Origin of the sequence: Bradyrhizobium liaoningense (assembly GCF_018130825.1) — a bacterium.
Classification (GTDB): Bacteria; Pseudomonadota; Alphaproteobacteria; order Rhizobiales; family Xanthobacteraceae; genus Bradyrhizobium; species Bradyrhizobium liaoningense_B.
The window spans coordinates 572,781-592,645 of record NZ_JAFCJS010000002.1 but is presented as its reverse complement, the minus strand read 5'-3'; the positions used below and the strand labels follow the sequence as shown (position 1 = coordinate 592,645).

Annotated in this window: 18 protein-coding genes; 11 read left to right on the top strand and 7 right to left on the bottom strand. The window is 65.3% G+C overall.

Annotated elements, in window-relative coordinates:
- Window position 1: 1 nt before the first annotated feature.
- Window positions 2–181, bottom strand: coding sequence for a hypothetical protein (locus JQ603_RS11190; protein ID WP_212339460.1), 180 nt, complete (start codon window positions 179–181; stop codon window positions 2–4).
- 172 nt (window positions 182–353) lie between these two features.
- Between JQ603_RS11190 and JQ603_RS11185 the strand changes: the two genes are divergently transcribed.
- The gene (locus JQ603_RS11185) at window positions 354–1,148 is read left to right on the top strand and encodes a DODA-type extradiol aromatic ring-opening family dioxygenase (RefSeq protein WP_212339459.1); all 795 of its coding nucleotides are present in this window, start codon (window positions 354–356) and stop codon (window positions 1,146–1,148) included.
- 113 nt (window positions 1,149–1,261) lie between these two features.
- Here JQ603_RS11185 and JQ603_RS11180 read toward each other — a convergent pair whose 3' ends face one another.
- The 3 genes from JQ603_RS11180 to glgC are packed head-to-tail and all read right to left on the bottom strand — an operon-like array spanning window position 1,262 to window position 4,269.
- Window positions 1,262–1,522 (bottom strand): SemiSWEET transporter, encoded by a 261-nt coding sequence (locus JQ603_RS11180; protein ID WP_018640800.1) that lies wholly within the window; start codon window positions 1,520–1,522, stop codon window positions 1,262–1,264.
- Window positions 1,523–1,555: 33 nt separating this feature from the next.
- Complete coding sequence (glgA, locus tag JQ603_RS11175) at window positions 1,556–3,010, bottom strand: glycogen synthase GlgA (protein ID WP_212339458.1); 1,455 nt, start codon at window positions 3,008–3,010, stop codon at window positions 1,556–1,558.
- Window positions 3,007–4,269, bottom strand: a complete 1,263-nt coding sequence (gene glgC / locus JQ603_RS11170; RefSeq protein ID WP_212339454.1) for a glucose-1-phosphate adenylyltransferase — start codon at window positions 4,267–4,269, stop codon at window positions 3,007–3,009. The genes glgA and glgC overlap by 4 nt, the downstream gene beginning before the upstream one ends.
- 326 nt (window positions 4,270–4,595) lie before the next feature.
- Between glgC and JQ603_RS11165 the strand changes: the two genes are divergently transcribed.
- Window positions 4,596–5,060: a hypothetical protein gene (locus JQ603_RS11165; RefSeq protein ID WP_212339451.1), complete on the top strand. Its 465-nt coding sequence runs from the start codon at window positions 4,596–4,598 to the stop codon at window positions 5,058–5,060.
- Between the two features lie 126 nt (window positions 5,061–5,186).
- Here JQ603_RS11165 and JQ603_RS11160 read toward each other — a convergent pair whose 3' ends face one another.
- The gene (locus JQ603_RS11160; RefSeq protein WP_212339450.1) at window positions 5,187–6,167 is read right to left on the bottom strand and encodes an ABC transporter substrate-binding protein; all 981 of its coding nucleotides are present in this window, start codon (window positions 6,165–6,167) and stop codon (window positions 5,187–5,189) included.
- A 474-nt stretch (window positions 6,168–6,641) separates the two neighbouring features.
- Here JQ603_RS11160 and JQ603_RS11155 point away from each other — a divergent pair, with 474 nt between their 5' ends.
- The 9 genes from JQ603_RS11155 to JQ603_RS11115 all read left to right on the top strand — a co-directional run bounded on the left by JQ603_RS11155 (window position 6,642) and on the right by JQ603_RS11115 (window position 15,645).
- Window positions 6,642–7,742 carry an ABC transporter substrate-binding protein gene (locus JQ603_RS11155; RefSeq protein ID WP_212339449.1) on the top strand — a complete coding sequence of 367 codons (1,101 nt, stop codon included), beginning with the start codon at window positions 6,642–6,644 and terminating at the stop codon, window positions 7,740–7,742.
- Window positions 7,720–8,742, top strand: a complete 1,023-nt coding sequence (locus tag JQ603_RS11150) for an ABC transporter permease (protein ID WP_212339448.1) — start codon at window positions 7,720–7,722, stop codon at window positions 8,740–8,742. Before JQ603_RS11155 ends, JQ603_RS11150 begins: the two co-directional genes overlap by 23 nt.
- Entirely contained in the window at window positions 8,736–9,533 is a 798-nt protein-coding gene (locus tag JQ603_RS11145; protein ID WP_212339446.1) for an ABC transporter ATP-binding protein, read from the top strand. Before JQ603_RS11150 ends, JQ603_RS11145 begins: the two co-directional genes overlap by 7 nt.
- Window positions 9,527–10,699 carry an acyl-CoA dehydrogenase family protein gene (locus JQ603_RS11140; RefSeq protein WP_212339444.1) on the top strand — a complete coding sequence of 391 codons (1,173 nt, stop codon included), beginning with the start codon at window positions 9,527–9,529 and terminating at the stop codon, window positions 10,697–10,699. The genes JQ603_RS11145 and JQ603_RS11140 overlap by 7 nt, the downstream gene beginning before the upstream one ends.
- A gap of 25 nt (window positions 10,700–10,724) precedes the next feature.
- Window positions 10,725–11,819 carry an LLM class flavin-dependent oxidoreductase gene (locus JQ603_RS11135; protein WP_212339442.1) on the top strand — a complete coding sequence of 365 codons (1,095 nt, stop codon included), beginning with the start codon at window positions 10,725–10,727 and terminating at the stop codon, window positions 11,817–11,819.
- The gene (locus JQ603_RS11130; protein WP_212339440.1) at window positions 11,816–12,754 is read left to right on the top strand and encodes an ABC transporter substrate-binding protein; all 939 of its coding nucleotides are present in this window, start codon (window positions 11,816–11,818) and stop codon (window positions 12,752–12,754) included. The genes JQ603_RS11135 and JQ603_RS11130 overlap by 4 nt, the downstream gene beginning before the upstream one ends.
- 413 nt (window positions 12,755–13,167) lie before the next feature.
- Window positions 13,168–14,013 carry a CmcJ/NvfI family oxidoreductase gene (locus JQ603_RS11125; RefSeq protein WP_212339438.1) on the top strand — a complete coding sequence of 282 codons (846 nt, stop codon included), beginning with the start codon at window positions 13,168–13,170 and terminating at the stop codon, window positions 14,011–14,013.
- A gap of 102 nt (window positions 14,014–14,115) precedes the next feature.
- Entirely contained in the window at window positions 14,116–14,430 is a 315-nt protein-coding gene (locus tag JQ603_RS11120; RefSeq protein WP_212339436.1) for a septal ring lytic transglycosylase RlpA family protein, read from the top strand.
- Window positions 14,431–14,475: 45 nt separating this feature from the next.
- Window positions 14,476–15,645 (top strand): Gfo/Idh/MocA family protein, encoded by a 1,170-nt coding sequence (locus JQ603_RS11115; protein ID WP_212339426.1) that lies wholly within the window; start codon window positions 14,476–14,478, stop codon window positions 15,643–15,645.
- 173 nt (window positions 15,646–15,818) lie between these two features.
- On the opposite strand, the gene JQ603_RS11110 is transcribed toward JQ603_RS11115, so the two are convergent.
- Together JQ603_RS11110 and uvrA are read right to left on the bottom strand one after the other, a co-directional pair.
- Window positions 15,819–17,129, bottom strand: a complete 1,311-nt coding sequence (locus JQ603_RS11110) for an ABC transporter substrate-binding protein (protein WP_212339421.1) — start codon at window positions 17,127–17,129, stop codon at window positions 15,819–15,821.
- Window positions 17,130–17,290: 161 nt separating this feature from the next.
- Window positions 17,291–19,801 (bottom strand): excinuclease ABC subunit UvrA, encoded by a 2,511-nt coding sequence (gene uvrA / locus JQ603_RS11105; RefSeq protein WP_212339420.1) that lies wholly within the window; start codon window positions 19,799–19,801, stop codon window positions 17,291–17,293.
- Window positions 19,802–19,865 lie beyond the last annotated feature (64 nt).

Sequence of the window (19,865 nt, the reverse complement as noted above, 5' to 3'; positions counted from 1 at the left end):
GTTAAGCCGCGAGTTCGACGCGCGGCGCCGGGCTTAGCCGGTTTTCCTCGAGATAGTCCATCGCGCCGTCCTTCTCGACGGCATAGAACTGCTGGCCTTCGCGCGACTTGAAGGCGGCGCGAACGACGCCGCGGCGGCCCTTGTCACTGTTGACGACGTCCCCCAGCGCAAACTTCCTCATCTCACGTCCTCGTCTTCTGGCCGACTCCTTCGGCCACGGCGGGGATTTTGGAAGGCAAATCGTTAACGACTTGCTAACCATACGGGTTTGCCTATGCTCGCCGCCGGTCGCGTGGGACCGCCACGCGCATATGTTGCCTTTGAGCCGAGCCTTTGCCCAGGACGTGATTCTCATGACGCGATTTCCGACCCTCTTCCTGTCGCATGGCGGCGGCCCCTGGCCGTTCATGGAGGACCGGCGGGTGCAATATGCCAGGACCGCCGAGGAGTTCGGCCGCCTGCCGCAGCTTCTGGCGGAACGGCCGAAGGCCGTGCTCGTCATCACCGGGCATTGGGAGGCCGACGCCTTCACCGTGTCGACCTCGGCGCATCCGCCGATGGTCTATGACTATTACGGTTTCCCCGAGCATACCTATCACATCAAATATCCGGCGCCGGGCAAGCCGGAGCTTGCCGCGGAAGTGAGGGCGCTGCTCAAGCACGTGGGCCTCGATTGCCGGGAAGATCCCAATCAGGGTTTTGACCACGGCACGTTCGTGCCGCTCGGCCTGATGTATCCGAACGCCGACATGCCGATCGTGCTCTTGTCGCTGAAGTCGAGCTACGATGCGGCCGAGCACATCAAGGCCGGGGAGGCGATCGCATCGCTGCGCGACGAGGGCATTTTGATCGTCGGCAGCGGGCTCACCTATCACAACATGCGCGGCTTCAACCGGCCGGAGTCCAAGCCCGCCTCGTACGATTTCGAGGCCTATCTGAACGAGGCGATCAGCAATCCCGATGCGGCGCGCCGCAACGCGATGCTGGTCGATTGGGAGAACGCACCGAGCGCACGCCTTGCGCATCCGCGCGAGGACCATCTGCTGCCGCTGATGGTGGCCGCCGGCGCCGCCGGCAAGGATATCGGCAAGCGCGTCTTCGTCGACGAGGTCGCGAACGTCGCGATGGCGTCGTATGTGTTTGGATGAATAGTAGGGTGGATTAGCGCAGCGTAATCCACCATCGGGCGGCAATGAAGGTGGTGGATTACGCCCACGCACTGCGCTTTGCGCAGCCCGTGGGCTAATCCACCCTACGCATCCTAACCGTATCGCAGCTTCATCACCAGAATGCCGCCGGCGAGCAGCATGGTGACGGCGTTCGAGGCGATCAGCGGGCCATCGCCCGAGAGCAGGCCGTAGATGAGCCAGAGCGCCAGGCCCAGCACCATGACCAGGAACATGCCGAGCGAGATGTCGCCGGTGGAGCGGGTCTTCCACACCTTGATGGCTTGCGGCGCGTAGGCCACGGTGGTGCAGGTGGCGGCGGCAAAGCCGATCAGCTTGATCAATAGCGGGTCCATGCGCGCTCTATAGCATGGATTCGACGTCATGCCTCAAGCGCGGGCCGCCACGAGATCGCGATAGAGCGCGGCATAGTCGCCGGCGCGGTTGCGCCAGGAGACGTCGGTCGCAAGCCCGCTTCGCTGCAGCCGCCGCCAGGTCGTCTTGTCGTGGAAGGTGGTGTTGGCCTTGCGCAGCGTGCCGGCGAAGGCATCCGCCGTCACCGGGCCGAACTTGAAGCCGGTCGCATCGCGTCCCGATCTGTCGGCTTCGCCGATATCGACGATGGTATCCTCGAGGCCGCCGACGCGTGACACGATCGGCACCGCGCCATAGCGCAGCGCGCAGAGCTGGGTCAGGCCGCACGGCTCGAACCGCGACGGCACCAGAAGCGCGTCCGAGCCGGCCTGGATCAGATGCGCCAAAATCTCGTCATAGCCGATCACGACGCCGATCCGGCCGGGATTGGCGCGGGCCGCGGCCTGATAGCGGTCCTGGAGATCGCGGTCGCCGCTGCCGAGCAGCGCGAGCTGCATGCCTTCACGCAAGATGGTCGGAATGGCCTCGAGCAGGAGATCGAGCCCCTTCTGCCAGGACAGGCGGCTGATGACGCCGAGCAGCGGCGCTTCGTCCGAGGAATCGAGATTGAACTGCTGCTGCAGCACCGCCTTGTTCGCCGCGCGGAACGTCAGGTCCTCCGCGCCGAAGCGATAGGCGATGTGCGGATCGGTTTGCGGATTCCACACCTCGGTGTCGATGCCGTTGAGGATGCCGCTCAATGCGCCCGCGCGTGCGCGCAACAGGCCGCCGAGCCCCATGCCGCCTTCGTCGCTCTGGATTTCATGGGCGTAGGTCGGCGACACCGTGGTGATGCGATCGGCGAATTGCAGGCCGGCCTTGAGGAAGCTGATGCCGCCGAAATATTCGAGGCCGTTGACGTCGAAGGAGCTCCACGGCAGGCCGATCGCGCCGATCAGCTCGCGCGCGAACTTGCCTTGATAGGCCATGTTGTGGATGGTCATCACGGTGCCCGGACGCGGGCGGTTGTCATAGTGGAGGTAGGCCGGCGCGAGCCCGGCCTGCCAGTCATGGGCATGCACGACATCAGGCAGGAACGCCGGCACGAGGCCATAGCCGATATCGGCCGCGACGCGCGACAGCGCCGCAAAGCGCACGCCGTTGTCCGGCCAGTCGACGCCCTCGGCGGTGACGTAAGGGTTGCCCGGCCGCGCGTAGAGATGCGGCACGTCGAGCACGAACAGGTCGAGCCCGTCATGGGAGCCGGCGAGCAGCCGGCCCGGTCCGCCGAAATAGTCCGGCCAGCGCCGGACTTCCTCTGCGCTCGCAAGCAGCCGCATCACGCCGGGATAGCCCGGCATCAAGGTGCGCATCTCGACGCCATGCGCCTTCAGCGCAAGCGGCAGCGCACCGGCGACATCCGCGAGGCCGCCGGTCTTGACGATGGGGTAGACTTCAGAGGCGACCGCGAGGACGCGAACAGGCGTCATGTATTGAGCCTGTCGATCATCGGCTGGGTGATCAGCGAGATGCCCTGCTCGGTGGTGCGGAAACGCTTGGCATCGATCTCGGGATCCTCGCCGACGACGAGGCCCTCGGGAATCTCGACGCCGCGGTCGATCACGACATTCTTCAGTCGTGCGCCGCGCCCGACATTGACATAAGGCATGATCACGGCGTTCTCGACATTGGCGTAGGAGTTGATGCGCACGCCGGTGAACAGCAGCGAGCGGCGCAGCGAGGCGCCGGAGATGATGCAGCCGCCGGAGACCAGCGAGCTCACGGCCTGGCCGCGCCGGCTCTCCTCGTCATGGACGAATTTCGCCGGCGGGGTGATCTCCGCATAGGACCAGATCGGCCAGGCGCGGTCGAACAGGTCGAGCTCCGGTACCACGTCGGTGAGGTCGATATTGGCGGCCCAATAGGCGTCGACCGTGCCGACGTCGCGCCAGTAGGCGCGCTCGTCGCTGCCGGAGCGGACGCATGACGTCGAGAACTGGTGCGCGATCGCGCGGCCGTTCTTGACGATGTAGGGAATGATGTCCTTGCCGAAATCGTGGTTCGAGTTCGGGTCTTCGGCGTCGCGCTTGAGCTGGTCGAACAGGAATTTCGAGTCGAACACGTAGATGCCCATGCTGGCGAGCGAGACGTCCGGCTTGCCCGGCATCGGGGGCGGATCTTTCGGCTTCTCGAGGAATTGCTGGATCCAGCCGTTCTCGTCGATGTGCATGATGCCGAAGCCCGAGGATTCCGCGCGCGGCATTTCCAGGCAGCCGACGGTGACGTCGGCGCCGCTGTCGACGTGCTGGCGCAGCATCACCTCGTAATCCATCTTGTAGATGTGGTCGCCGGCCAGCACGACGATGAAGCGGGCATTGTGCGACTCGATGATGTCGATGTTCTGGTAGATCGCGTCCGCCGTGCCGACATACCACATGTTCTCGGAGACGCGCTGGCTCGCGGGCAGGATGTCAAAACTCTCGTTGCGCTCGGGGCGGAAGAAATTCCAGCCCATCTGGAGGTGCCGGATCAGGCTGTGCGCCTTGTACTGGGTGGCGACCGCGATGCGGCGGATGCCGGAATTCACGGCGTTCGACAGCGCGAAATCGATGATGCGGGACTTGCCGCCGAAATAGACCGCGGGCTTGGCGCGCCGATCGGTCAGCTCCAGCAGCCGGCTGCCGCGTCCACCAGCCAGGACGAACGCCAGCGCCTGACGCGCGAGCGGCTCATTACCCACGGCACTCATGTCATCCTCCCCACACGTCTCTGCCGCGTCGCGAGATGCCTCCCGGCCGCGCACCATTGGAACCGATAGTAACGGTACGAATAGTAAATCAGGAAGATGGTTGTTGGTTGCGAACGCGCGGGAAGCTTAATGCTTTGCCGTGGTCGCCGGGACCCGGCGCCGTCGCATCGGTGTCATATCGTCGCGATCCCGCTGACCACAATTGAGGCATGCACCCGCTCTCTTGTGCGCCGCACGCAAAATCGAGGCTTTGACTTGGCGCAACGTTGCCCGATCATGGGCCTGCGATCCTTTTCCAAGCGAAACGTCAGACAGGGAGCAAGACGATGAGGATCTGGACAACGGCAATTGTCTGTTCACTGGCGGGCGCGGTCATGGCCGGCCAAATCGGCCAAGCCGCAGCAGCCCCGCTGCCGACCAATGTCGCGGCCATGAAAGCGGCCGTCGGCGATGATGTCACGCAGGTCTATTGGCGCGGCCGCGGCTGGGGTGGCGGCTGGGGCTTTGGTATCGGCGCCCTCGCGGCCGGCGCGATCATCGGCGGCGCCATCGCCAGCAGCGCGCCCTACGGCTACGGCTATTATGGCGGCGGACCGTATTATGGCGGCTATGGATATCCGGGCTACGGCTATGGTTACGCGCCGGCCTATTACGGCGGCTACGGCTATGGACCGAGCTACGGCTATGGCGGCTACTACGCGCGTCCCCGCTATTATGGCTATCGGGTCTATCGTCCGTATTATGGCCCTCGCTATGGCTACTACCGGCCCTATTACCGCGGATATTGGTGAGCGCCTCGCGGAGCTAAAGCGAGAGCCACACGATCAAGCTCATGCAGGTGAAATGCGCGAGCACGATCGCGGCGAGATGCAGTGGGCCGGCCTTGAGGCGAGGCCTGCGCATCCCGCCGCTCCGCGCTAGTTCGATCCGGCCGCCGCAGCGGTGAAGCTGCGGTCGACGGCTTTGCTCACGTCGAGCGTCTTCGGCAGGATGCCGTAGCGCGTCGAGCGGTCCGAGGCGGCCTGGATTTCCTTCACCACGTTCTCATCGATCACGATCGGGCTGGTGCGCTGGGCGGTGTAGGCCGCCAGCAGCACGTCCTCCGGCAGTTTTGTCAGGTCGGCCGTGCTCTTAGCGTATTCGGCAACATGATCGAGCGACCAGAGTCGCGCCTTGTTCAGCCGCTGCACCAGGTCCTGCACCGCCGCGCGCTTGGTGGCGATGGCGTTGTCGGAGGCGACGATGAAGGTGATGGTCGGCGTCAGGCCTTCGCCGTCGGCGATCACGCGCGCCTTGTCCTTCAAGGTTGCGAACGAGACATAGGGCTCCCACACCGCCCAGGCGTCGATCGAGCCGGCGACCAGCGCGATCTTGGCATCGACCGGGCCGAGCGGCGCGAAGGTCGCATCCTCGAGCTTGATCTGCGCCTTCTCCAGCGTTGCGTCGATCAGGAACTGGCCCCAGCCGCCGCGCGTGCCGGCGAGACGCTTGCCCTTGAGGTCGGCGGCCGATTTGATCGGCGAATCCTGGCGCACGAGGATCGCCTGCGTCTTCGCATCGGAGCGCGTGCCGCCGATCGCCTTGATCGGCGCGCCCGCCGCATAGACCGAGAGGAAGGAGAGATCGCCGGTATAGCCGACATCGAGGGCGCCGGCGTTGAGCGCTTCGAGGATCGGCGCGGCCGCAGGGAATTCCGACCATTCGATCTTGTAGGGCAGGTCCTTCGCATAGCCGGAGATCTCCAGCAGCGAGCGGTTGCCGCCTTTCTGGTCGCCGACGCGCAGCACGACGGTGTCGGCGGCGAGCGATGCTGCCGCTGTCGACAGGGTGATGGCGGCGGCCAGCAACGAAGTGGCGAGCCGGCGCGTGATGGAATTGTCGTTCGAGTTGATGCTCATTGGATCCGTCTTGTTGCGTCGCTCACGATGCGGGAGCGGACGATGCAGCGAGACGATCAAGTCTATGAGTGCGCGATCCGCAGTCAATGAAATGGCCAACCGTATTGCGTGTGCGATCGGCAAGGACGTTTCAACGAAGTGCTGCTTTCGAGAACGCGCGGCGTTCACGGCGGAAGATGCGCACGGATGAAGCAGGCGCCGGAGCCGCGGTGCGCTTTGCAAGGCGATGCGGCAGCGAAAATCCTTTCATCGTTCCCGCACGTGCCGATGGAGAGAATGACTTCGCTTCGCGTCACATTCGAAATTCCATTTCATTGACGATGCCGCGAACGCGCCGCATGATTTGCGCATCGCATCAAAGCCGCGTGTGAAGCGACGGCGAAGAATATTCTCCCAACGCATCTCCGTGCGGAACATGCGCAACGCAATGTGCTGCGCGAACGGCGGAGCTGTGCCAACTCAGGAGCGGGGCTGATGGACAACGACAACAAGCGCGGATCGAGCCTCGACCGGCGTCATCTACTCCAGGCAGGGTTGGCCGCGGCGTTCGCCGCGCCGCTGGGTGCCTTCGGTGCAGCGCAGGCGTTTGCGCCACAGGCGATCGCGCCCGGTGTCGATCTCTCGCAATTCCCGCTGTGCCGCACGGCCTCCGACGCGCCCGCGCTCACGGGCGCGCCGCGCAAACTGAAACTGTCGTGGAATGCCGGCGCGGTCTGCCTCGCGCCGGTGCCTGTTGCCATCGAGCACGGCTTCTTCCACAAGCACAATCTCGACATCGAGCTCATCAACTATTCCGGCTCGACCGACCAGCTGCTCGAGGCGATCGCGACGGGTAAGAGCGATGCCGGGCTCGGCATGGCGCTGCGCTGGCTGAAGCCGTTGGAGCAGGGCTTTGACGTCAAGATCGCCGCCGGTACCCATGGCGGCTGCATGCGCGTCCTCACTCGGACGGATTCCGGCGTGAACAAGCTCGCCGATCTCAAGGGCAAGATCGTCGCGGTCGGCGATCTCGGCGGCCCCGACAAGAACTTCTTCTCCGTCCAGCTCGCCAAGCTCGGGATCGACCCGAACAAGGATGTCGACTGGCGCGCCTATCCCGGCAACCTGCTCAACGTCGCCGTGGAGAAGGGTGAGGTGCAGGCCTTCCTGTCGTCCGATCCGCTCGGCTATCTCTGGCTCAAGGACAGCCAGTACAAGGAAGTCGCCTCCAACCTCGACGGCGAATATCGCGACAAGAGCTGCTGCATCCTCGGCCTGCGCGGCAGCCTGGTGCGCGAGGAGCCGCAGGTCGCGCGCGCCCTCACGCAGGCGCTGCTCGATGCTGCGATGTTCACCGCGCAGAACCCGGCCGTGACGGCAAAGTCGTTCCAGCCTTACGCGCCGAAGACGGCATCGCTCGCCGATATCGAGGGCATGGTGCGCTACCACAGCCATCATCACCATCCCGTGGGTGAAGTGCTCAAGCGCGAGCTCAAGGCTTACGCCGACGACCTGAAGACCGTGCAGGTCTTCAAGCAGAGCACCGATACCGCCAAATTCGCGGAGCGTATCTATGTCGACGTATTCGCTGTCTGACGGCCTCGCCTCCGGCGCGCCGCGCTCCTCGCGCGCGCCGCTGCTGGCGAGCTGGCTCCGGGACTCCGGCGTCGGCGTGCTCGCCAGCATCGCCTGGATCGCCTTCGGCCTGTCCTGCCTGTGGTGGGAGGATGTCGGCGACTGGTCGCGCACGCACTCGCTCGGCATCGCCGCCTTCGTCATCGCGGCCGTCGCGCTGTTCGGAACCGTCGGGGCCGACTATCTCGGCTCGGCAGGGAAGGCCTTGCACAAGCGTGCGCCCTGGCTGGTCGCGCTCGGTGCCTTCCTGACGGTGTGGGAAGTTGCGACCGCGAAATTCGCCTGGCTGCCGTTGCCGTTCTTTCCGCCGCCGCAATCGATCATCGAGGTCTATACCGACGATCTGCCAAAACTGCTCGACAGCGTGTTCGCCTCGGTCAAGCTGCAGCTCGGCGGCTATCTGATCGGCGCGACGGTCGGCTTTTTGACTGGTGTCTCGATCGGCTGGTCGCGCGCGGTCGGCTATTGGGTGCATCCGGTGCTGCGCTTCATCGGCCCGCTGCCGGCGACGGCCTGGCTGCCGATCGCCTTCTTCACATTCCCGTCGAGCTGGAGCGCCTCGACCTTCCTGATCGCGCTGGCGACGGGCTTTCCGGTGACCGTGCTGACCTGGTCGGGTGTCGCGAGCGTCAGCAACGCCTATTACGATGTCGCGCGCACGCTGGGTGCAAAGCCGTCTTTCCTTGTGCTGAAGGTCGCGATCCCAGCCGCGCTGCCGCACGTCTTTGTCGGCCTGTTCATGGGGCTCGGCTCGTCCTTTGCCGTGCTCGTCGTGGCCGAGATGATCGGGGTCAAGGCCGGGCTCGGCTGGTACCTGCAATGGGCGCAGGGCTGGGCCGCCTACGCCAACATGTACGCGGCGCTGATCGTGATGTCGTTGCTCTGCTCCGGCGCGATCACGCTGCTGTTTTCGATCCGGGATCGATTGCTGGTCTGGCAGAAGGGGACCGTCAAATGGTAGCCGCAGCTCTTGCCGAAGCCGCGACGCACCCCGCCGCCGGCGCCGCGCTCGACATCGAGCAGGTCAGCCACGCCTTCGATATCGACGGCACCGAACTGCCTGTTCTCAGCGACGTCAGCTTCTCCGTCGAGCCTGGCGAATTCGTCGCGCTGCTTGGCCCCTCCGGCTGCGGCAAGTCGACCTTGCTGCGGCTCGTTGCCGGGCTCGACAAGCCCAAGGCGGGAAGCTTGCGGGAAGACGAGAGCCGCATCACCCGGCCGCATCCCTCGCGCGTCGTCGTGTTCCAGGATCCGACCCTGTTTCCCTGGCGGTCGGTCTGGGACAACGTCGCCCTGGGCCTCGAGGCCCAGGGCATTTTGAAGAGCCAGCGGCAGCGTGTCGACGATGCGCTCGATCTCGTTGGGCTTGCCTCGTTCCGCAATGCCTATCCGCACCAGCTCTCCGGCGGCATGGCGCAGCGCGTCGCGCTGGCGCGGGCGCTGGTCAACGATCCCAAGATCCTGATCCTCGACGAGCCGTTGGGAAAACTGGATTCGCTGACCCGCATCACCATGCAGGCCGAGCTCGTCTCGCTCTGGCAGCGCAAGGGGTTTACGACGCTTCTGGTCACGCATGATGCCGAGGAAGCGCTCGTGCTCGCCAACCGCGTCATCGTCTTCAGCGATCGTCCGGCGCGGGTGAAGGCCGATATCCGCGTCGACCGTTCCTATCCGCGCCATCGCGGCGATCCGTATCTCGCCGATCTGCGCCGCCAGATCCTCGGCCTCCTGGGATTAGATGCCACATGGTGACTTCTGTAGCCAAAGGGCGCACGGCCCATAGCGAACCCGACTACATCGCTCGCGCCGAGGCGCTGGCCGAAACCTTCGCCACGCGCGCGGCCGAGCACGACCGCACCGGCAGCTTTCCTTTCGAGAATTTTCGCGAACTCTCGGAAGCTGGCCTGCTGTCGTTGACGGTACCGGCCGCCTTCGGCGGGGCCGGCGCTGGTGCGAGATACGCCGCACGCGTGCTCGGCATCGTCGGCAAGGCCTGCTCGTCGACCGCACTGGTGCTGTCGATGCACTACATCAACCATCTGGTGATGGCGCGAAGTCCGACCTGGCCGGTGCGATTGTCGCGCAAGCTCGCCCATGAGACTGTCGAAGGTCTTGCGCTGATCAATGCGCTCCGCGTTGAGCCGGAGCTCGGCTCGCCCGCGCGTGGCGGCCTGCCGGCGACGATCGCGCGGCGCACGGAGACCGGCTGGCGCCTCTCAGGCCACAAGGTCTATTCGACGGGCTCGCCGATCCTGAAATGGTATCTGGTCTGGGCGCGCACCGACGAGGCCGAGCCGCGCGTCGGCCAGTTCCTGGTGCCGGCGGGGCTGCCGGGCACGCGCATCGTCGAGACCTGGGATCATCACGGCCTGCGCGCCAGCGGCAGTCACGATGTCATCTTCGACGACGTGGTGATCCCGCTCGATGCCGAGGTCGATATTCGCAAGCCCGCGGATTGGCGGGCGCCAGATCCGACCCAGTCGACCGTCCACACCGTCTTCGTCGCCGCGATCTATGACGGCATCGCGCGCGCGGCACGCGACTGGCTGGTGACCTTCCTGAAGACGCGGGTGCCGGGCAGTCTCGGCGCGCCGCTGGCGACCTTGCCGCGCGCCCAGGAAATCCTCGGCGGCATCGAGGCGCGGCTGGCGGTCAACGCACGTTTGATCGACAGTTTCGCCTCTGATTTTGACAACGGCTTGCAGCTGAGCGCGATCGAGTCCAACATCGTCAAGCTCACGGTGACCAATAACGCCGTGGCCGCAGTGGAGGACGCCTTGTCGCTGACCAGCAATCACGGTCTGTCGCGCAAAAATCCGCTGGAGCGGCATTACCGCGACGTGCTCTGCGGTCGCGTCCACACCCCCCAGGACGACACCACCAAGATCACTGCCGGGCGCGCAGCGCTGGGCGTCTGACCCTATCATCCCAAGGAGTTCCCCGATGTCGGTCGAGTTCATCGGCTTTATCGCCAACAGCAATGCTTCCGAGACCATCGTGCGGCAGGGACCGGTGCTCGATCCCGCCTATATCGAGACGGTCGCGAAGGCGCATGAGCTCGCCGGCTTCGACCGCGCGCTGCTGGCGTTCCATTCAACCACGCCGGATGCGCTCCAGATCGCCCAGCATGTGCTGACCATTACAAAGAAGCTCAAGGTGATGATCGCGCAGCGCCCGGGTTTCACTGCGCCGACGCTTTTGGCGCGCCAGCTCGCCACGCTCGACCAGCTCTATGGCGGCCGCGTCTCGCTGCACGTCATCACCGGCGGCAACGCCATCGAGCTCCGGCAGGACGGCAACACGGTCGACGACAAGGACGAGCGCTACGCACGCACCAGCGAGTTCCTCGACGTCGTGCGGCTGGAATGGACCAGCGAGAAGCCGTTCAACTACAGCGGCAAGCACTACACCGTCGAGAACGGCTTTTCGCAAGTGAAGCCGCTCCAGCAGGGCGGCATCTACACCTTCGTCGGCGGCGGCTCCGATGCCGCGATCGAGGTTTCGGGCAAGCATGCCGACACTTTTGCGCTGTGGGGCGAATCCTACGCGCAGGTGCGCGACGTCACCGCGCGGGTGCGTGCGGCGGCGGCCAAGCATGGGCGGCCGAGCCCGCGTTTCAGCCTGTCGGTGCGACCGATCCTCGCCGATACCGAGGAGAAGGCCTGGCAGAAGGCGGAGCACATCCTCGAACGCGCCACCGCGCTTCAGGACCAGACCGGCTATCGCCGGCCCAATCATGCCACCGAGGGCGCCAAGCGGCTGCTGGCGGCGGCCGACCAGGGCGCGCGCATCGACAAGCGGCTGTGGACCGAGATCGCAAAGCTCACCGGCGCCAACAGCAACACCACCGCGCTGGTCGGCACGCCGGAGCAGGTCGCCGAGGTCTTCGGCGACTACTACGACCTCGGGGTCAGCCACTTCCTGATCCGCGGCTTCGATCCGCTCCCTGACGCCATCGACTATGGCCGCGAGCTGATCCCGCTGACGCGCGAGCTGATCGCCAAGCGTCAGGCCGTGCGCGGTGAGGCCGCGGAATGATCCGCCTCATGCTGGCCGGCGCGCTGCTGTTCGGTTCATTCGAGCTGGCGGCGGCGCAAACCACTTTGCGCGTCGGCGACCAGAAGGGCAATTCGCAGGCCGTGATGGAAGCGGCCGGCGTGCTCAAGGACGTCCCCTACAAGATCGAATGGAAGGAGTTTCCGGCGGCAGCCCCACTGCTGGAAGCGCTCAGCGCCGGCGCGATCGAGACCGGCCTCGTTGGCGACGCGCCCTTCACCTTCGCTGCCGCCTCCGGCGCGCCGGTGAAGGCGATTGCCGCGATCCGGCAGACGCGCGAGGGGCTTGCGATCCTCGTGCCCGAGAATTCGCCGATCAAGAGCTTTGCCGATCTGCGCGGCAAGAAGATCGCAACCGGCCGCGGCTCGATCGGCCATCAGCTGATCCTCGCCGCGCTGGAGAAGAACGGCTGGAGTGCCAGCGACATGCAGATCGCGTTCCTGGCGCCCTCCGATGCCAAGATCGCCTACACGCAAGGCTCGGTCGATGCGTGGTCCACCTGGGAGCCCTATGTCAGCCAGGAGGAGGTTCTGTTCAAATCGCGCCGCATCATCACCTCCGAAGGGCTCACGCCAGGCCTGAGCTTCCAGGTGGCGCGGCCCGAGGCCATCCGCGACAAGCGCGCGGAGCTGACCGACTTCGTGCGGCGTCTCACCGCGGCGCGGGCGTGGTCGCTGAACAATGTCGACAGCTACGCCGCGACCTGGGGCAGGCTGATGAACATCCCGACCGCCGTGCCGCAAAACTGGCTGTCGCGCGCCAAGATCCGCATCGCGCCGATCGATGACGGCGTGATCGCGGACGAGCAGAGCACGATCGACCTGTATTTCCGCTGGGGGCTGATCAAGCAGAAGCTGGATGCAGCCGAGATCGTGGATCGCTCGTTTGCCGATGCGATCGCGAAGGCGGGGTTGTAGCGCAGCTCTGCTTGCGACGGCCGGCTTACCCTCCCCTGGAGGGGGAGGGTCGGCTCACGTTGAGCGCAGCGAAACGCGAGACGGGGTGGGGTGACAGTCTCTCCACGCCCACGCTGCCCGAGAGGAGAGATCACCCCACCCCGCTCGCGCTGCGCGCGATCGACCCTCCCCCTCCAGGGGAGGGTAAGAGTTCGCGCCACCTTCTCCCACAAGGGAGGAGGAAGAAGCGCTCTCACGGACGCTTCAAGGACTCGTGAGGAAGGAGGAGGTTTCCAGCGCAATCGGCTTGCTCGACACATTCCTTCTGCGCTTTGCACTGACGACAACACCTCCATTGCTATTTGCTTCCCCTCCCTTGCGCCACGTCGCGCCCCGTCAAAAATCAATTCGACGACCACATCGGGAGACCGGCCATGGGCCTGCAAGAAACAAAAATCGAATCGCTTCCCTTCGTCACCGCCGAACTCAACTATCTCGCGCCGACATCAGGCAAGCCGCGTACCTACGCCTTCGATCCGCCGCCGGGTGAGCCCAAAAGCACGTCGCTGCCGGAGCCGCATCAGGTGCCGATCTTCGATGCGCGGCTGATCGCGCAAAACTTCTCGCTCGATCGCGAGGGCTTTGCACTGGTGCGTCACCCGACGCAGGTGAAGGATTTTTACAACGACGAGGAAATCCGCAGCGTCTACTATCCCGCGGTCGAGGCGTTCCTGCGCGCCACGCTGAAGGCCGATCGCGTCGTCATCTTCGACCACACCGTGCGCAAGCGTGTCGAAGGCGCGCCGGATATCCGCGACGGCGGCCCGCGTCAGCCGGCAACGCGCGTGCATGTCGACCAGACCGCCGTCTCCGGCGCCAACCGCGTGCGAGAGCATCTGCCTGACGAGGCCGAGGAGCTGCTGAAGGGACGCGTGCAGGTGATCAATCTCTGGCGGCCGATCCGCGGGCCCTTGCGCGATTCACCGCTCGCCATGGCCGACGGCACCACGGTGGCGCCCGACGATCTCGTGGCCTCCGACCTGATCTATCCCAATCGTCGCGGCGAGACCTATTCGGTGAAATACAATCCGAACCACCGCTGGTTCTATGTCCCCGAGATGACGCCGGACGAGGCGCTGCTGCTGAAGTGCTACGATTCCGCAACCGACGGCCGCACCCGCTTCGGACCGCATACCGCGTTCATCGATCCGACCACGCCGGCCGACGCGGCGCCGCGCGAAAGCATCGAGGTCCGCACGCTGGTATTTCACCGGCAGTAACAAACTGTGATAGCCCTGCCGGCATTTGCCGGCAGGGTTCCCGGAACCCAGGGGAACAAAGGACGTTTGCAGCGCCGGGCAGGGCCAACCGGGAGCGGTGCCGTGCGCGCGCAGACGACCCTTTTGCTTTGTTTGATGACTTCATTCCTCGCCTTCGTGTCCGTCGCTAAAGCCGAAAGCGGTCTTGCTTCGTACTACGGATATGGAAGGGCGGGCAAAGGCGGCGAGTTGACTTGCGCCCACCGCACGCGCCCGTTCGGCAGCGTGCTCAGGGTGTCCTATAGCGGACGCTCGATCCAGTGCCGGGTCAATGATCGCGGTCCCTTCATCCGCGGCCGTATCGTCGATCTCTCGGTGCCCGCCGCCCGTGCGCTCGGCATGATGAGCGCGGGCGTGGTGCGCGTCTCGGTGGATTAGGTCTCCGAGCGCGCTATAGTGCCGCCCGAAGCAAGGGGGGGCGCTATGACTGGGATCAGGGTGGGACTCGTCGGCTGCGGCTTCGTGTCGGAGCTGCACATGTACGCGTTCCGGCGCGTCTATGGCGTGGACGTCGAGGTCGCGGCGGTCGCCGCGCGCGGCGACAAGGTTGTCGCGTTCGCCCAGCATCACAATATCCCGCGTGTTTACCGGAGCTTCGCCGAGCTGATCGCGGACGGCGAGCTCGATGTCATCGATATCTGCACGCCGCCCAACCTCCATGCGGAGATGATCGTCGCCAGCATGCAGGCCGGCAAGCACGTGATCTGCGAAAAGCCGTTCGCCGGCTATTTCGGCCGGGAAGGCGACCAGAAGCCGATCGGCAAGCACGTGCCGAAGGCGCTGATGTATGAGCGCGTGATCGAAGAGATGGACAGGACGCGCACCGCGATCGAGCGCACCGGAAAACTCTTCATGTATGCCGAGGACTGGATCTACGCGCCTGCGGTGACCAAGACTGCGGAGATCATCAGGGCGACGAAAGACAAGATCCTGTTCATGAAGGGAGAGGAGAGCCATTCCGGCTCGCACGCCGCGCATGCCGCGCAATGGGCGATGACCGGCGGCGGCTCGCTGATCCGGATGGGCTGCCATCCGCTCTCGGCCGTGCTGTATCTCAAGCAGGTCGAGGCCAAGGCGCGCGGCGAGAGCATCCACGTCGCCAGCGTCACGGGCGATGTCGGCAACGTCACCGCCGTGCTCAAGCCGGAGGAGCGCGCCTACATCAAGGCCAATCCCGTCGACGTCGAGGATTGGGGCACGCTGACGGCGACATTCTCCGACGGCACCAAGGCGACCGTGTTCTCCGGCGACATGATCATGGGCGGCGTGCGCAATCTGATCGAGACCTACACGTCCGGCGGTTCGCTGTTCGCCAACATCACGCCGAACAATCATCTGATGAGCTATCAGACCAGCGAGGAGAAGCTCGCGAGCGTCTACATCACCGAAAAGGTCGACCGCAAGACCGGCTGGCAATATGTCTGCCTCGAGGAGGAATGGACGCGCGGCTATCTCCAGGAGATCCAGGATTTCATGGAATGCGCCGCGACCGGACGCCAGCCGCTATCGGACCTCGCGCTGGCCTACGAGACGATCAAGGTGAACTACGCCGGGTATTGGGCGGCGGAGGAGGGGCGGCGGGTGGTGTTGTAGGCGAGATGCTCACCGCGACGGGACTGTGCTCTCTCGCCCCGCTTGCGGGGAGAGGGTTGGGGTGAGGGGGACTCTCCGCGGGGACGGTGAGAGTCGGACTCGCGGAGAGTCCCCCTCACCCGGATTGCTTCGCAATCCGGCCTCTCCCCGCAAGCGGGGAGAGGCGAAGAACCTCACGTCCCGTAGGTCGAGCCCTTCGGCAGCGGGAATACCGGGTCCTGCGTCTTGATGTTGGTCGGCCACACCACCGAGATGTGCTCGCCTGCGTTCTGCATCACCACCGGCGTCGAGCGTTCGTTCTGGCCGGAGAGCGGCGTGCCCGGCGGGAAGAATTTCACGCCATAGCCCTGGATGGTGCCGCCGGCGGGGATGTCGACGTCGAGCGCGGCCTTGCGGATCGCCTCGGGCTCGAAGCTGCCGTACTTCTCCTTGGCGACCGGCAGCACGTTGTTGAGCAGCACCCAGGTCTGGTTGAAGCCCATCGAGCAGTGCGGCGGCACGTCGGTGGCGCCGGTCTTGGTTTGATAGCGGCTGACCATGGTCTTGATCAGATCGCCCATGCCGGGCGCGAGCTTGGCGGGATCGAGCAGCTGCGCCGGCACCGGATCGATGTTGCAGAAATTGTCGATGTCGGCGCCGAAGGTCGCGCGCAGCTTGTCGAGCTGGCTGTAGCCGGCACCTGCCCCGAACAGCATCTTGAAGCGTAATCCGCTCTCGCGGGCCTGCCGCAGGAACAGGGTGATGTCGGGGTTGTAGCCGGCATGCGAGATCACGTCGGCCTTGGCGCGCTTGATTTTCGTGACCAGCACCGAGAGGTCGGGCGCGGCGGCCGAATAGCCCTCGCGCAACACCACCTGGATGCCGGCCTGCTTGGCATAGGCCTCGTCGGCGGCGGCGACGCCGACGCCGTAGGGGCCGTCCTCGTGGATCAGCGCAACCTTCACCTCGCCCGGCTCCATGCCGAGCTTGGCCTTGGCGTGCTCGGTGAGGAAGGCAGCGAAGGCCTGCCCGTATTGATCGGAATGAATCTGCGCGCGAAACACGTATTGCAGGTTCTTGTCCTTGAACACGGCGGTCGAGACCGCGGTCGTGATCCAGAGGATCTTCTTCTGCTGCTCGACCTTGGCCGCGAGCGGCACCGCATGCGAGCTCGCATAGACGCCGTTGAGGATGTCGATCTTCTCCTGGCTGATCAGGCGTTCGGCCTCGTTGATCGCGACGTCGGGCTTGCTCTGGGAATCCGCGGCGACCGGCACGATCTTGGTCTTGCCGCCGATACCGCCTTTCTCGTTGACGAGATCGATCGCGATCTGCGCGCCGATCGACGAGGCGACCGAGCCGCCGGCGGCGAACGGGCCGGTGAGGTCGTAGATCAGGCCGATGCGCAATGTCTCGGCTTGCGCCTGGGCCCTGGTCCAATCGAGGCTGAGTGCGGCGGCGGCAGCCGCCGAGGTCTTCAGCAGCTGCCTGCGTGAAGTCGGCATCCTATCCTCCCTCAAAACCCGTCTTATGTTTGGTTGTATTTTTTTGCGAAGTATGGGGAGGGGGGCGGCGGAAAGTCAACATCGCGAAAGTCGGAGTCTATCCTCGCCGCGTAGAACGCAATTGCGAGATGAGTGACGACGAGACCGCGAGATCGCGTCCGTCACTGCCTCAGGCGGCGGGCCAAATAGTGTGCGGTCTTCCCTCCCGCCTTGGCGACCTGATGCGGTGTCCCCGCTGCGACGACAAGGCCACCCTCGTCGCCGGCCCCGGGGCCGAGATCGATGATCCAGTCGCTGTGCGAGACGACATCCATGTCATGCTCGACCACGACCACGCTGTTGCCGGCATCCACGATCCGATCGAGCTGGGCGATCAGCCGCTCGACGTCCCGGGGATGAAGACCTGTGGTCGGCTCGTCCAGGACATAGAGCGTGTGCCCGCGCTGCGGACGCATCAGTTCGGTCGCGAGCTTGATGCGCTGGGCTTCGCCGCCAGACAGCTCGGTCGCGGACTGGCCGAGGCGGATATAGCCGAGGCCGACTTCGCGCACGACGGATAGCGACCGGTTCAGGGTGGCATCGCCCTCGAAGAAGTCGAAGGCTTCGTCAACCCGCATCGCCAGCACGTCCGCGATGGATTTGCCGTCGATCTTCACCTCGAGCGTCTTGTCGTTGTAACGCGCGCCCTTGCAGGTCGGGCAGGGCGCGTAGACGCTGGGCAGGAACAACAGCTCGACGCAGACGAAGCCTTCACCCTCGCAGGTCGCGCAACGGCCCTTGGAGACATTGAACGAAAAGCGCCCGGCATCGTAGCGGCGGGCCTTGGCCTGCGGCGTTGCTGCGAACAGCTTGCGCACATGGTCGAACAGGCCGGTATAGGTCGCAAGGTTGGATCGCGGCGTGCGGCCGATCGGCTTCTGGTCGACGACGACGAGGCGATCGATCCGGTCGAGGCCGGCGACGATCCTGCCGCCCAGCGTCTCGACGGTGGGAGCAAGGCTGTCGTCATCCGCATCGGTGGCCAACGTATGGCCGAGATGTCCGGCCACGGCCTCGACCAGGAACTGGCTGATCAGGCTCGATTTGCCGGAGCCCGACACGCCGGTGATGCCAGCGATCACGCCGAGCGGAATATCGACGTCGAGGCCGCGGAGATTGTTGCGCACCACGCCCCTGATCTTCAGGTGCCCCTTCGGCTCGCGACGGGCCGTCGGCAGCGGTTTTCTCGGTTGCGACAGATAATCGGCGGTTCGCGATTGCTCGATGTCGCCGAGCCCTGCCGGTGGCCCGCTATAGAGGATGCGTCCGCCGCCGTCGCCGGCATCGGGCCCGACATCCACCAGCCAGTCGGCTTGCCTGATCACCTCGATCTCGTGCTCGACCACGAAGATCGAGTTGCCCGCGTGCTTCAGCCGGTCGAGCGCACGCAGCAGCGCCTCGGTGTCGGCGGGGTGCAGGCCTGCCGACGGCTCGTCGAGCACGTAGACGACGCCGAACAGGTTGGAGCGGACCTGGGTCGCCAGCCGCAGCCGCTGCAGCTCGCCCGGCGACAACGTCGGCGTGCTGCGCTCGCAGGCGAGATAGCCGAGGCCGAGGTCGAGCAGGACGGCGAGGCGCGCCGACAGATCCTCGCAGATGCGCCGGGCGACGACAGCCTTCTCCGACCTGTCCGTTGAAGCTTTTGCGAATGGCTTGATCAACTCCTGCAACTGCTTGAGCGGCAGGTGCGAGATCTCGGCGATATTGCGGCCGGCGAACTTGACCTTGAGCGCCTCGGGCTTCAGCCGCGTGCCATGGCAGGTCGGGCAGTCCTGCGTGATCATGAACTGCGCGACGCGGCGCTTCATCATCGCGCTCTCGGACTTGGCGTAGGTCTGCATCACGTAGCGCTTGGCGCCGGTGAACGTGCCCTGATAGCTCGGCTCCTCCTTGCGGCGCAGCGCGCGCTTGACTTCGGCTGCGTCGTAGCCGGCATAGACCGGAACAGTCGGCTGTTCCTCCGTGAACAGGATCCAGTCGCGGTCCTTCTTCGGCAGCTCGCGCCAGGGCTTGTCGACGTCGTAGCCCAGCGTCGTCAGGATGTCCCGGAGGTTCTGTCCCTGCCAGGCGCTCGGCCAGGCCGCGATGGCGCGCTCGCGGATCGTCTTGGTGTCGTCAGGCACCATGGATTTTTCGGTGACGTCGAGCATCCTGCCGATGCCGTGACAGGTCGGGCAGGCGCCCTCCGGCGTGTTCGGCGAAAACGCTTCCGCATAGAGCATCGGCTGCCCCCGCGGATAGTCGCCGGCGCGGGAATAGAGCATCCTGAGCAGGTTCGAGATGGTCGTCACGCTGCCGACGGACGATCTTGTCGTCGGCGCGCCGCGCTGCTGCTGGAGCGCGACGGCGGGCGGCAGGCCCTCGATGTCGTCGACTTCAGGGATCTGCATCTGGTGGAAGAGGCGTCGCGCATAGGGTGACACCGATTCCAGATAGCGCCGCTGCGCCTCGGCGTAGATCGTCCCGAAGGCGAGCGAGGATTTGCCGGAGCCCGAGACGCCCGTGAACACGACCAGGGCGTTGCGCGGAATTTTGACGTCGATGTTCTTGAGGTTGTGCTCGCGCGCGCCCCGGACCCGGACGAAGCCATCGTCCTGCATCAGGCTCTCGGGTGGTCTCGGTCGGTCGTCCATCTGGCTCCTCCAGTCCCCATCCGGGCACTAACGGCAAGATCGCAGGATGGGTCCTTTGATGCCA